The sequence below is a fragment of the Streptomyces sp. NPDC050759 genome (assembly GCF_044456945.1).
Lineage (GTDB): Bacteria > Actinomycetota > Actinomycetes > Streptomycetales > Streptomycetaceae > Streptomyces.
This window is the reverse complement of record NZ_JBITGI010000009.1, coordinates 113,250-127,402: the sequence shown is the minus strand read 5'-3', so window position 1 is coordinate 127,402 and position 14,153 is coordinate 113,250. Positions and strand designations below refer to the sequence as shown.

6 protein-coding genes are annotated in these 14,153 nt (G+C 72.3%); 4 read left to right on the top strand and 2 right to left on the bottom strand.

The annotated features are described in order from the left end of the window. Positions 1-93: 93 nt before the first annotated feature. Both ACIBJB_RS26060 and ACIBJB_RS26055 read right to left on the bottom strand, forming a co-directional pair. Complete coding sequence (locus ACIBJB_RS26060; RefSeq protein WP_398933570.1) at positions 94-1,638, bottom strand: alpha/beta hydrolase; 1,545 nt, start codon at positions 1,636-1,638, stop codon at positions 94-96. An 81-nt stretch (positions 1,639-1,719) separates the two neighbouring features. Then, a complete protein-coding gene (locus ACIBJB_RS26055; protein ID WP_398933568.1) occupies positions 1,720-4,428 on the bottom strand; it encodes a lysylphosphatidylglycerol synthase domain-containing protein in 2,709 nt (902 codons plus the stop codon). Between the two features lie 186 nt (positions 4,429-4,614). Here ACIBJB_RS26055 and ACIBJB_RS26050 point away from each other — a divergent pair, with 186 nt between their 5' ends. From ACIBJB_RS26050 to ACIBJB_RS26035, 4 genes are all read left to right on the top strand, one after another. Continuing rightward, on the top strand, positions 4,615-5,001 hold the full coding sequence (locus ACIBJB_RS26050; protein ID WP_398933566.1) for an MGMT family protein: 387 nt from the start codon (positions 4,615-4,617) through the stop codon (positions 4,999-5,001). 266 nt (positions 5,002-5,267) lie between these two features. Continuing rightward, positions 5,268-8,852 carry an ATP-dependent helicase gene (locus tag ACIBJB_RS26045; protein WP_398933564.1) on the top strand — a complete coding sequence of 1,195 codons (3,585 nt, stop codon included), beginning with the start codon at positions 5,268-5,270 and terminating at the stop codon, positions 8,850-8,852. Positions 8,853-8,963: 111 nt separating this feature from the next. Continuing rightward, positions 8,964-12,617, top strand: coding sequence for an ATP-dependent helicase (locus tag ACIBJB_RS26040; protein ID WP_398933562.1), 3,654 nt, complete (start codon positions 8,964-8,966; stop codon positions 12,615-12,617). A gap of 10 nt (positions 12,618-12,627) precedes the next feature. Beyond that, positions 12,628-14,040, top strand: coding sequence for a dipeptidase (locus ACIBJB_RS26035; protein ID WP_398933559.1), 1,413 nt, complete (start codon positions 12,628-12,630; stop codon positions 14,038-14,040). The last annotated feature ends 113 nt before the right edge of the window (positions 14,041-14,153 follow it).

Genomic DNA, 14,153 nt, shown 5'->3' with positions numbered 1-14,153 from the left:
CCATGGTAGGCCGATCACCCGGCACCCGTCGGGGCCTGTGGATAACCTCCTGACCAGCGATTTTCGCCCGACCTCGGGATGGCTGCGGGTGCGCTACGAGCAGACGGTCCCGGCCGCCGGCACCTTTCCGCTCAGGAGATAGCCGTTCACGGCGTCCTGGACGCACTTGTTCTTGCTGTCGTACGCCCCGTGCCCCTGCCCCTTGTACGTCAGCTCGACCCCGACGCCGGCTCCGAGCGCCTCCACCATCTTGCGCGCGCCCTCGTACGGCGTCGCCGGGTCCCCGGTGTTGCCCACGACCAGGATCGGCGCCGACCCGGGCGCGCTCACGTCGGGATGGTCGGCGGCGCCCGCCACGGCCCAGTCGGTGCAGCTCAGCATCGACCAGGCCATGAAGTCGCCGAACAGAGGGGACGCGGCACGGAACTCGGGCAGCTTCCGCTCGACCTCGGTAGTGGTGTACCGGGGCCTGTCGTCGGCGCAGTTGATGGAGACGTTGGCCGCGGCCATGTTGCTGTATTCGCCGTTCTCGCTCCGCTCGTTCATCGAGTCGGACAGCAGCATCAGGATGCTGCCGTCACCGTCGTACGCCTGCTCCAGGCCCTGGGTGAGGTACTCCCAGAAGTCCTTGGAGTACAGCGCCTGCACGATGCCGTTGGTCGCGGCCGTCTGGGTCAGTACCCGCTGCCCGATGCCGGGGATCGGCCTGCTGTCGAGGTCGGCCAGCAGTTCGGCGATGCGGTTCCTGACCTCCTGCGCGGTGTCGCCGACGGGGCAGCCCGTGGGCTGCGAGGTGCAGTCCTCGGCGAAGTTGTCGAGCGCGAGCTGGAATCCCTCGGCCTGTCCGAGCGAACCCTGCTCACCGCTCTGCGCCGGGTCGACGACCGCGTCGAAGACCGCGCGCCCCACGTGCTTCGGGAACAGGTGGGCGTAGACGCCGCCGAGTTCGGTGCCGTACGAGATGCCGAAGTAGTACAGCTTGTCGTCACCGAGGACCTGGCGCATCAGGTCCATGTCGCGGGCCGCTTCGGTCGTGCGCACATGCGGCAGCATCTTCCCGGAGTTCTCCTCGCAGGCCGCGTTGAACTCCTTGGTGTCGGCCAGCAGCGAGGCGCGCTCGGCCGCGTCGTCAGGGGTCCAGTCCTGCGCGAAGTACACGTCGAGCTGGGGGTCGTTCAGGCACTCCACGGGGGCGCTGCGGCCGACCCCACGGGGGTCGAAGCTCACCAGGTCGTAGCGGGTGCGCAATTTTGCGAAGTCCGTGCCGAAGGCGGGCAGCGTGGTGACGCCCGAGCCGCCGGGCCCGCCGAAGTTGAAGACGAGTGAGCCGATGCGCCTGTCCTCGGCGCCACTGGCCTTCGCCCGGATCAGGGCGAGGCCGATCGTGTCGCCCTTGGGCTTCGCCCAGTCGAGAGGGACCTTGAGGGTGGTGCACTGCCACTCGTCGTCACCTGGCAGCGGTGAAGGGGCGTCACCGCCGCCCTCGGCCCGGGAGGGCGCCGGGCAGTCCTTCCAGCTCAGCTTCTGGGCCGACAGGTCCCCGTCCTGGGAGTCGCCGCCGCAGCCCGCCAGCACGGAGGTCAGCAGGACGGCGGTGGTGGTCAGGGCGGCGGCGCGCAGTCGAGGGGGGGTGGGCATGATCCCATCCTGCGGTCGCGCGCGGGGGGACGCTCGGGACGCGGGCCGTAAGAGGTACCTGTCCCGGCTCGGCGGTACGGACTACAGCGCGCCCTTGCGGGACAGTTGGTTGAAGGCCAGCCAGCCCGGCAGCACCGGCAGCCACAGCGTCAGCAGACGGAACAGCAGGACGGCCGGGGCGGCGACCTCCTTGGGGAGCCCCACGGCGATCAGACCGACCGTCAACGTGGCCTCCACGGCGCCCACACCGCCCGGTGTCGGGGCGGCCGAGCCGAGCGCGTTGCCGGCGAGGAAGACGACGGCGACGCTGGCGATGCTGAGCGACGTCCCCTCCTGGCCGAACGCGCGGATCGAGGCGTCCAGACACATCACGAAGCAGGCCGTCAGCAGCAGCATGCCGCCGATGCCGGTGACCAGCTTCTGCGGCCGCTGGAGCACGTCCAGCATGCGCGGCACGACACCCGCGAACAGCGACCTCACGCGCGTGACGACGAATTTCCTGAGGAACGGCACGGAGGTGACCACGAGCACGAGCACCGCCACCGTCAGCAGACCCGCGATGACCGTCCGGGACGGCGACAGCGACGGCGTCTTCTCGGTACCGGTCAGATAGCCGAAGGACAGCAGCATCACGATGTGGCAGCCGAGCCCGAACAACTGCGAGGCGCCGACACTCGCCACCGCGAGCCCCGGCCGCACTCCCTGGCGCTGCAGGAAGCGCGTGTTGAGTGCCACACCGCCGACCGCGGCCGGTGCGACGATCTTCACGAACGAACCGGCGACCTGGGCCGCGACCGTCCGCAGGAACCCCACCCGCTCGGGCACGAAGCCCAGCAGGGCCATGGCCGCGGCGAAGTAGCTGCACGCCGAGAACAGCACGGCGGCCGCGACCCAGCCCCACTCGGCGTTGGCGACGAGCGGCCCGAACTCGATGTGGGTGAGCTGCGTCAACAGGAAGTACGCGCCGATGGCACCCGCGATGAAGCTGATCAGCGTGCGCGGTTTCACCCGCTCCAGGCGAGCCGGTTCGACCGGCGCCTGTGGCCTGATCAGCAGCACCTGGTGGCGGATCTGCGTCAGCAGGTCTTCCTCGCGTGCCTCTTCGATGGCTTCGTCGATGGCCCGTTTCTCGGCCCGCGCCTCTGCCTTGACCGTCTTCTTGTCGGGCTTCTCGAGTACGGGTCTGGTGTCCTCAGGTGCCTCCTCCAGACGGGCCTGCTTGGCCTGCTGGGACGCATGCAGGACAGCCTCACGCTCGCGCTGGGCCCGCTCCCGGGCCAGTTTGCGCAGCGTCGCGCGCGTGGAGCGCGTCAGCGCGATGGGCTGCAGCATCGGCAGACAGTCGGCCACGGCGTCGGGGCCGAGGATGCTGACCGCCGAGGCCACCGCGCGCTCCGCGCCGGCCAGCAGCCCCAGGGTCGTCACCAGCTGGGCGACGTCCATGCGCAGCAGCAGGGTGCTGGCCGCGATCTCGCCGCCACGAAGATCGGTGAGGATCACCGCACCGGAACGATCCACCAGGATCGCGTCACCCGCGAGCCTGCGGTGCGCGATACGCCGCGACTGCAGCGCCTGCACCTGACGCCAGGTGTTGCGCAGCAGTTCGTCGGTGATCTCCTCCTCGGCCAGTGACTCGAGTGTGCGCCCGCCGGTGTGCTCGTAGACCAGCATCACGGCGTCGGGGCCGAGCTCGGAGGTGGCGATCAGCTTGGGCGCGTTGGCACCGGCCGCGATGGCCGCGTAGGCGAGCAGCGCCTCCTGCTCCAGCGCCTGCCTGAGCGACTGCAGGCTGCTGCGGGTGGCGAAGCCGCGCAGCGTGAGATTGCGCCACACGCGGTAGAAGAAGCCCTGCGCCTGCTGCTCCCGGTCGACCACCGTCACATCCAGCGGGGGACCGTCCTCCAGTGTGACGAAGTAGCGTCGGCCGCGGTCGCTGTTCTCTGCGGTCTCCGAAGCCTCCTCGCGGGCCGCGCTGACCGGGTGGAAGCCGACGGTCCTGAGGCCCGCGATCAGCGTCTGCCCGGTGGGCCGGACATTGGGTGAGCCGACCGCGTACAGGGTCCCGTAGGCGACCGTCCAGCCGATCAGCACCGTCAGGATGATCGAGAACGGCGTGGTGTAGCCGGTGACGAGCATCGAGAACGCGTCGAGCATCAGCACGATCCACAGCACCGCCCGCCAGCGCGGCCTGCGGGACATGCCGACGGCCGTCATATAGGCGATGACGGGCGCCAGATAGCCGTGCACCGGGTCGGTGAGGGCGTGGATGTCGCCGGGGGAGGGCTGGGTGAGCGCCTCCTGGATCGAGCTCGGGGCGGCCTTGGCGACCCACAGGTCGGTGGCGAGCGTCACACCGTGGGCGAGGACCGCGGCGAGCACGCCGTCGGCGATCCGCAGTCCGTCGCGCTTGATCAGCCGTTCGATCGCGAACGCGACCGGGACCAGGAGGATCGCGATGCTGGAGGCGAGACCGGCGATCTTGATGAGCAGGTCGGGCGCCTGACCGGTGCCCTTGTTGATGTCCTGTTCGAGGCCGGAGGTGGTGCCGTGGGCGAACGCGGCGATGGCGAGCAGGACGACGACGGCCAGCACGCCGACCAGCAGTCGCATGAGGTCGGAGGGCCGGTGCACGCGCGCGGGAAGCAGCGGTTCGTCGCTCTCGACCTCGTCGGCGTGCACCTCCTCGACGCAGGCGTCGGTGTCCTTGCCGTCCGCGTCGGCGGTGTCGGGGCGCGACGAAGCGTCAGAGGTGCTCTCGGCGCCCTCCGGGTGCACACCCTGTGGCTTCATCGTCTCTTCTTGATCTCGTATCACCAGTCACCGCCCGCACGATGGTGGCATGCCCCACCGACACACGGGGGCGTCAGGGTGCACATGCGGGGGCGCACAGTCTGCCCGAAGCGCTGTTCCCGGGCGAGGGATACCCACGGTCGCGAGCCCGTCACATTGTCGGTGGGGTGGGGCAGGATGGGGCGGATGAGCGAGCAGAGCCTTCCTCGGGACGCCCACCCGGAGTACGCGGACACGCTGCCGGAGTACGCCGAGCGGGTCCTCGACGTCGCCGAACGCATTCCGCCCGGGCGCGTCATGACGTACGGCGACGTCGCCGAGTGGCTGGAGGAGGGCGGCCCTCGTCAGGTGGGCCGGGTCATGGCCCTGTACGGCGGAGCCGTCCCCTGGTGGCGTGTCGTCCGTTCGGACGGGGTCCTGCTTCCCGGGCACGAACTGCGGGCGCTCGATCACTACCGCGCCGAGGGCACGCCTCTGAAGGAGGCGAGCAGGGCCGCCGAGAATCATCTGCCGCGCCTCGACATGAGACGGGCGCGCTGGGACGGCGGCGATCGTGCGGAGGGTCACACCTGACAGCTTCCGGCATCCCGCGGGCCCCGGGGCACCCTGAGGCCCGTACGGGGGAAACAGGGCACGTCCGTGGCATGCCGTACGTTCGTGGGGTGAGGGACATACGGGTCCCGTGGGCCGCATGGGTCGCGCGGGAAGAAGCGGAAGCCCTGCTTCCGCACTCGGCGTCGGCGTAGCGTCGCCTGCACGCGTCCCCCTCACCCCCCGTCCACCGCTCTCCACGCGCGGCGGGCCGCCCAACAGCACACCCACCAGGACCGGCGAACCACGTGAGCTCCTCTTCCTCCACCAGGCGTCTGTCGCACTCCCCGGTGCGACAGGGGACCCGTGGCGCTTACCGACTGGTGCGTACCCCGCCGGCCCGGGTGGATCCCCCTCGTCTGGACGCCGCACAGCGTGCCGTGGTTGAGCACGGAAGCGGCCCTTTGCTCGTTCTTGCAGGTCCGGGCACCGGGAAGACCACCACGCTCGTCGAGTCGGTGGCCTCACGAATCGCCCGCGGAGGGGACCCCGCGCGTGTGCTCGTGCTGACGTTCAGCCGCAAGGCGGCCGTCGAGCTGCGCGACCGCATGGCGCTGCGCATAGGAGCGGCGCGCGCGCCGCAGGCGACCACCTTCCACTCGTTCTGCTACGCCCTGGTCCGCGCCCACCAGGACAGCGACCTGTTCGTGGAGCCGCTGCGGCTGCTGTCGGGACCCGAGCAGGACGTGGCCGTACGTGAACTGCTCGCCGGTCAGCCGGACCTGGAGCGGCTCGGCCTCGCGCACGTGCGCTGGCCGGACGAACTGCGCGCCTGTCTGACCACCCGCGGCTTCGCCGACGAGGTCCGCGCGGTCCTCGCCCGCAGCCGTGAACTGGGCCTCGGGCCAGGCGCCCTGGACGCCTTCGCCCGCCGCAGCGGCCGCCCCGACTGGCGGGCCGCGGCCGCCTTCCTCGCCGAGTACCTCGACGTCCTCGACCTCCAGGGCGTCCTCGACTACGCCGAACTCGTCCACCGCGCGGTGCTCCTCGCCCGCCGCCCCGAGGTCGCCGAGCGACTCGCCGCCCAGTACGACGCCGTGTTCGTCGACGAGTACCAGGACACCGACCCGGCCCAGGTACGGCTGCTGCAGGCGCTCGCCGGGGGTGGCCGAACCCTCGTCGCCTTCGGCGACCCCGACCAGTCGATCTACGCGTTCCGTGGCGCGGACGTCAACGGCATCCTCGACTTCCCGTACGCCTTCCCGCGCGCGGACGGCCGGACGGCCCCCGTCGAGGTCCTGCGCACCTCCCGCCGCTCCGGAGCCGCCCTGCTGGCCGCGACCCGCCTGGTGACCCAGCGCATGCCGCTGACCCGGCTGCCGGCGGAGAAGGTCCGCGCCCACCGCGAACTCGCCCCGGTCCGGGACGGGGGACGCGTGGAGGCGTACACGTACCCGACGTCCGGCACCGAACTGGACAACATCGCGGACATCCTGCGCCGTGCGCATCTGGAGGACGGCGTCCCCTGGGGCGAGATGGCGGTTCTGGTGCGCGCGGGATCCCGCACCATTCCGACGGTCCGGCGCGCTCTCACAGCGGCCGGAGTCCCCCTCGACATCGACGGCGACGACCTGGCCCTGCGACACGAACCGGCGGTGGCGCCACTGCTGACGGCGTTGCGCGCCGTGGCCACGGCGGAGGCGGCGGAGGGTGGCGTACGGCTCGAGGAGGGCGGCGCGGAGGCGGCGGAGGGTGGCGTACGGCTCGAGGAGCGCGACGCTTCCGACGAGCCGCGGTCGGTGTCGGAGGAGGAGGCGCGGCAGGGCTCGGCCGACGAGCCACGGTCGGTGTCTGAAGAGAAGGCGCGGCAGGACTCGGAGGATGAGCCACAGACGGTGTCCGAGGCGGAGCCGCGGCAGGGCCCGGCCGATGAGCCGCGGTCGGTGTCGGGGGAGGAGCCGCAGCAGGGCTCGGCCGACGAACCACAGCCCCCCTCCGCAGCACCGCCGTCCGACACCTCCTGGCTCGACACCGAGACCGCCCTCACCCTCCTCGCCTCCCCCCTCGCCGGTATGGACGCCGCCGACCTGCGCCGCCTCGGCCGTGCTCTGCGGGACGAGGAGCGGGCCGCGGGCAACGCACTGCCGCCGCCCTCCGACGTGCTGCTCGCGCGGGCGCTCGCCGAGCCCGAACGCCTGGCCGTGCACGACCCCGCCTACGCGCGCGGAGCCCAGCGGCTCGGCGCGCTGCTCGGCAAGGCCCGCGAGCGCCTCGCGAACGGCGGCAGCGCCGAGGAGGCGCTGTGGGACCTGTGGGAGGGCACCCCGTGGCCCGGGCGCCTCGAGCGGGCCGCCCGGCGCGGCGGCGCCGCGGGACGCAACGCGGACCGTGATCTCGACGCCGTGTGCGCGCTGTTCGCGACCGCCGCGCGCGCGGAGGAGCGCACCGGGGGCCGCGGCGCCCTGAACTTCCTCGAGGAGATCGACGCCGAGGACATCGCCGCCGACACCCTCACCCGGCGTGCCGTACGCCCCGACGCCGTCCGCCTGATGACCGCGCACCGCTCCAAGGGGCTGGAGTGGCGCCTGGTCGTCGTCGCGGGCGTGCAGGAGGGCCTGTGGCCGGACCTGCGCCGCCGCGGCTCCCTCCTGGAGGCCGACCGCATCGGCCGCGACGGACTCGCCGAACCGCTCACCCCGGGCGCCCTGCTGGCGGAGGAGCGCCGCCTGTTCTACGTGGCCGCCACGCGTGCGCGTGAGCGACTCGTGGTCACGGCGGTGAAGGCACCGGCCGACGACGGCGACCAGCCCTCCCGTTTCCTGACCGAACTCGGCGTCGAACCCAGGGACGTGACGGGCCGCCCCCGCCGCCCGCTGTCCGTCGCCGCCCTGGTCGCCGAACTCCGCGCCACCACCGTCGACCCACGCGTCTCCGACACCCTGAGAGAGGCCGCCGCCCGCCGACTGGCCCGGCTCGCCGCCCTCGCCGACGAGGACGGCCGCCCGCTCGTCCCCTCCGCCCATCCCTACCGCTGGTGGGGAATGTTCGAGCCGACCGAGTCCAAGGTGCCGCTGCGCAACCGCGACCAGCCCGTCGTGCTCTCCGGAAGTGCCCTCGACCAGCTGGCCAACACCTGCGCCCTCCAGTGGTTCCTGGGCCGCGAGGTGAAGGCCGACGCGCCCGCGACGGTCGCCCAGGGCTTCGGCAACGTCGTGCACGTCCTCGCCGACGAGGTCGCCTCCGGACACACCCCCGCCGACCTCGACGTCCTCATGGAGCGCCTCGACTCCGTGTGGAACGCGCTCGCCTTCGACGCGCCCTGGAAGTCGGCGCAGGAGAAGGAGAACGCGCGCGTGGCGCTCGAACGCTTCCTGAAGTGGCACGTCATGGATCGCACCGGCCGCACACCGGTGGCCAGCGAGCACGACTTCGACGTCACCCTGGAGGCGGGCGAGGTCGAGGTGCGCATCCGCGGTCAGATGGACCGCGTGGAGGCCGACGGCGAGGGCCGTGCCTATGTCGTCGACTTCAAGACCGGCAAGCAGCCGGTGAGTTCCGCCGAGGTCGAACGCCACCCCCAGCTCGCCGTCTACCAGCTCGCCGTCCGGGAGGGCGCCGTCGACGAGGCCTTCGACGGCGTACGGCCGGAGCCGGGCGGCGCCGAACTCGTCCAGCTGCGCCAGGGCGCCCCCAAGCGGGACGGCGGCGAGACCCTCCCCAAGGTGCAGGCGCAGGAACCGCTGGAAGGGGAGTGGGTCGGAGATCTGCTCGCCACGGCGGCGGGAAAGGTCCTCGACGAACGGTTCACACCGAACGCGGGGCAGCACTGCTCCCACTGCGCCTTCCGGGCCTCGTGCAGCGCTCAACCGGAAGGACGGCAGATCGTGGAGTGAGCTGGGCACACCAGTGTGATCAGTCGCACCACGCGTGCTGACCTGCGCTCCTTCCGGCCCGCCGGGGTGATTCGTCCTCCGTTGTCAGTGCGCGCCGCTAGCCTCTGCGACATGCCCGCCCGTATCACCGATCCCGATCAGCTCAAGGAGCTCCTCGGTATCCCGTTCACCCCGGAGCAGACGGCCTGCATCACCGCGCCGCCCGCCCCGCAGGTGATCGTGGCCGGCGCCGGCTCGGGCAAGACGACGGTGATGGCGGCCCGCGTGGTCTGGCTGGTCGGCACCGGCCAGGTCGCCCCCGAACAGGTCCTCGGCCTCACCTTCACCAACAAGGCCGCCGGAGAGCTCGCCGAGCGCGTCCGCAAGGCACTCGTCAAGGCAGGCGTCACCGACCCCGACGTCATCGACCCGGACAACCCGCCGGGCGAACCCGTGATCTCCACCTACCACGCCTTCGCGGGCCGCCTGCTGACCGACCACGGCCTGCGCATCGGGCTCGAACCCACCTCCAGGCTGCTCGCCGACGCCACCCGCTACCAGCTCGCCGCGCGCGTGCTGCGCGAGGCCCCCGGCCCCTACCCGGCCCTGACCCGCTCCTTCGCCGACCTCGTCAGCGACCTCCTCACCCTCGACGCGGAACTCGCCGAGCACCTCGTACCCCCCGAGCGCCTGCGCGCGTACGACGCCGAACTGCTGCGCGACCTGCAGGGCGCCAAGCTCACCAACGACGCCCTGCGCAAGGTCCCCGAGACGGCCGCCGCCCGCCGTGAACTCGCCGACCTGGTCGTCCGCTACCGCGCCGCCAAACGCGAACGCGACCTGCTCGACTTCGGCGACCAGATCGCCCTGTCCGCACGCCTCGCGGGTGCCCCGGAGGTGGGCCGCATCCTGCGCGACGAGTTCAAGGTGGTGCTGCTCGACGAGTACCAGGACACCTCGGTCGCCCAGCGCGTCCTGCTGGCAGGCCTGTTCGGCGGCGGCACCGGCCATCCGGTCACCGCCGTCGGCGACCCCTGCCAGGCCATCTACGGCTGGCGCGGCGCCTCCGTCGCCAACCTCGACGACTTCCCCGAACACTTCGCCCACCCCGACGGCCGGCCCGCCACCCGCCAGGCGCTCAGTGAGAACCGCCGCAGCGGCGGCCGCCTCCTCGACCTCGCCAACGGCCTCGCCGAGCCCCTGCGCGCCATGCACGCGGGCGTGGAGGCCCTCCGCCCGGCCCCCGGCGCCGAGCGCGACGGCATGGTGCGCTGCGCCCTCCTGCCCACCCACGCCGAGGAGATCGACTGGCTCGCCGACTCGATCGCCCACCTGGTACGCACCGGGAAGGAGCCCGGCGAGATCGCCGTCCTGTGCCGCACGGCGACCGACTTCGCGGAGATCCAGGGCGCCCTCGTCGAACGGGACGTCCCGGTCGAGGTGGTGGGACTCTCGGGCCTGCTGCACCTGCCCGAGGTCGCCGACCTGGTCGCCGTCTGCGAGGTCCTCCAGGACCCCGGTGCCAACGCCGCCCTGGTCCGCCTGCTGACCGGCCCGCGCTGGCGCATCGGCCCGCGCGACCTCGCCCTCCTCGGCCGGCGTGCCCGGCGGCTCGTGTCGCACGCGCGTGTGGACGGCGACGACGACCCCGACCGCCGGCTCGCCGAGGCCGTCGAGGGGGTCGACCCCGCCGAGGTGATATCGCTCGCCGACGCCCTGGAGACCTTCCTGGAGACGCCCCTCTACAGCGACGACGAGGACGACGACGGGCTGCCTTTCTCACCGGACGCGCGCGTGCGGTTCGCGCGCCTGGCCGCCGAACTGCGGGACCTTCGCCGCTCCCTCGCCGACCCCCTGATGGACGTCCTGCACCGCGTCCTCGCCGTCACCGGCCTGGAGGTCGAACTGTCGGCGTCCCCGCACGCCTTGGCCGCCCGCCGCCGCGAGACCCTGTCCAACTTCCTCGACATCGCCGCCTCGTTCGCGGCCGGCGACAACGAGGCGAGCCTCCTCGCCTTCCTCGGCTTCCTGCGCACCGCCGCCCAGTACGAGAAGGGCCTCGACAACGCCCTGCCCGGCGGTGAGAACACCGTGAAGGTGCTCACCGCGCACAAGTCCAAGGGCCTGGAGTGGGATGTCGTCGCCGTCCCCGGCCTGGTCACCGGGACCTTCCCGAGCACCCAGGGCCGCGAGAAGTGGACCGCCCAGGGCAAGGTGCTGCCGCACGCGCTGCGCGGCGACACCGACACCCTGCCCGACATCGACTCCTGGGACTCACGCGGCATGAAGGCCTTCCACGAGGCCATGAAGGACCACCAGCACACCGAGGAACTCCGCCTCGGCTACGTCACCTTCACCCGCCCGCGCTCCCTCCTCCTCGGCTCCGGCCACTGGTGGGGACCGACACAGAAGAAGCCCCGAGGACCGTCCGACTTCCTCAAGGCCCTGTCCGACCACTGCACGTCCGGCTACGGCGAGATCGAGGCCTGGGCCGACGAACCCGCCGAGGACGCGGAGAACCCGGCCCTGCACGGACAGAGCGCCGACCAGGTCTGGCCCCTGCCCCTCGACGACACCGCCCTCGCGCGCCGCCGCGCCGCCGCCGAGACGGTCCTGGCCCATCTGGAGAACCTCGCCTCCCCCACGGACGGCCATCCCGCAGCCGCCCACGACCCGGACACCTACGACGACCCGGACTGGCCCCCGCCACCGGACGACGAGGAGCCGGACTTCGACGACCGGGACCTCGCAGAGCGGGACTTCGCAGAACCGGACCCGGAAGACTTCGTGGACGCCGGGGACGAGTCCCTCCCGGAGGACCCCGCCGACTGGGACTCCTGGACGACGGTCCGCGCGGCCGTTCCGCACCAGGCCACGGCCCCGGACGGCGACGAGCCCCCCGGCCCCGGCGAGGGCCCGCGCAGCCATCCCGAGGAGCGTGAGCCTCAAGAGGCGCGCGCCCACCGTGCGGAGCGCCCGTCCAAGCACCCACGCGCCCAGCAGCAGCCTCCCACGCACCCCCGGCTCACCCCCGAGGAAGCCCGCACCATCGCCTCCTGGGACCGCGACCTCGACGCCCTGGCCGGGGAACTCCTGCGCACACGGCAAGCCGTCACCGACGTGCCCCTGCCCGCGTCACTCACCGCGTCCCAGGTCCTGCGTCTGGCGAGCGACCCGGACGGGCTCGCACAGGAGCTCGCGCGCCCCATGCCGCGCCCCCCGCAACCCGCCGCACGCCAGGGCACCCGGTTCCACGCCTGGGTCGAAGCCCGCTTCGAGGCCCTGACCCTGCCCATGCTGGAGCCCGACGACCTGCCCGGCAGTGACGCCGAGATCGCCGACGAACGCGACCTGGAAGCCCTCAAGGACGCCTTCGAGCGCAGCGAGTACGCCCACCGCACCCCCTACCGGGTGGAGACGCCCTTCCAGCTCGCCATCGCCGGCCGCGTGATCCGGGGCCGTATCGACGCCGTCTACCGACACAGCGACGGGGACACGACGACGTACGAGATCGTCGACTGGAAGACCGGCCGCACCCGCACCGCCGACCCCCTCCAGCTCGCCGTGTACCGGTTGGCCTGGGCCGAGCGGCAGGGCATCCCTGTGGAATCGGTCACGGCCGCGTTTCTCTACGTCCGCACCGGAGACGTCGTACGCCCCAAGGATCTGCCCGGCCGGGCAGCACTGGAGCGGCTGCTCACCCAGGGGCCGGGAGGGCAGTCGAACGGTTCCGCGCAAGCACACTGTGAGGAACCGCCCACCGAGGATGTCGGTGCGGGCCGATAGGCTCGTGACCATGAGCCAACCCGTTGACAGTGCCGTCAGCGCCGTCCGTACGTACATCGAGCAGCACCGCGCCGCCTTCCTCGACGACCTCGCCGAATGGCTGCGCATCCCGTCCGTCTCGGCGCAGCCCGACCACGGCCCCGATGTACGCCGCAGTGCCGACTGGCTCGCTGCCAAGCTCAAGGAGACCGGGTTCCCCACGACCGAGGTCTGGCAGACCCCGGGTGCGCCCGCCGTCTTCGCCGAGTGGCCCGCAGAGGACCCGACGGCGCCCACGGTCCTCGTCTACGGCCACCACGACGTACAGCCCGCCGCCCGCGAGGACGGCTGGGACAGCGACCCCTTCGAGCCGGTCGTCCGCGACAACCGCCTCTACGCGCGCGGGGCGGCCGACGACAAGGGCCAGGTCCTCTTCCACGCCCTCGGCGTCCGCGTCCACCTCGCCGTCACCGGCCGCACCGCCCCGGCGGTGCATCTGAAGCTGCTGATCGAGGGCGAGGAGGAGTCAGGCTCACCCCACTTCCGCGCCCTCGTCGAGGAGCACTCGCGCCGGCTCGCCGCCGACGCCGTGATCGTCTCCGACACCAGCATGTGGGATGAGGACACCCCCACGGTGTGCACCGGCATGCGCGGCCTCGCCGAGTGCGAGATCCGGCTGTACGGCCCCGACCAGGACATCCACTCGGGCGCCTTCGGCGGCGCTGTGCCCAACCCGGCCACGGCGGTCGCCCGCCTGGTCGCCGCCCTGCACGACGAGCACGCACGCGTGACCGTCCCCGGCTTCTACGACGGCATCGTCGAACTGACCGACCGTGAGCGTGAACTCTTCGCCGAACTGCCCTTCGACGAGGAGCAGTGGCTGCACACGGCCAGGTCGCACGCCAGCCACGGCGAGTCCGGGCACACCACCCTGGAGCGGATCTGGGCCCGCCCCACCGCCGAGGTCAACGGCATCGGTGGCGGCTACCAGGGTCCCGGGAGCAAGACGATCATCCCGTCGTCGGCCATGGTGAAGCTGTCGTTCCGTCTGGTCGCGGGCCAGGATCCCGACCACATCGAAAAGGCCGTCCGCGCTTGGGCCACCGAGCAGGTGCCCGCCGGGATCCGGCACGAGATCACCTTCGCGCCCGCCACGCGCCCGTGCCTGACCCCGCTCGACCACCCCGCGCTGCAGTCCGTGGTCCGCGCCCTGGGCCGCGCCTTCGAGAGCTCGGTCCGCTTCACCCGCGAAGGCGGCTCCGGCCCCGCCGCCGATCTCCAGGTCGTCCTCGGCGCACCCGTGCTGTTCCTCGGCATCTCCGTCCCCTCCGACGGCTGGCACGCGCCGAACGAGAAGGTCGAGCTCGATCTGCTGCTCAAGGGCGTCGAGACCTCCGCGTACCTTTGGGGTGATCTCGCCGAGCACTGGAGCCACGCGCCCTGACCGTCCCGCGCCGCCCGGCCCGGCAGTGCGCGGGGCACCCTGAAAGGGCCGCCCCGAACCGCGAAGCCCCGCCGGACCCGGTCGCCCTCCGACGTCCGTCCCGCCGAACCGTT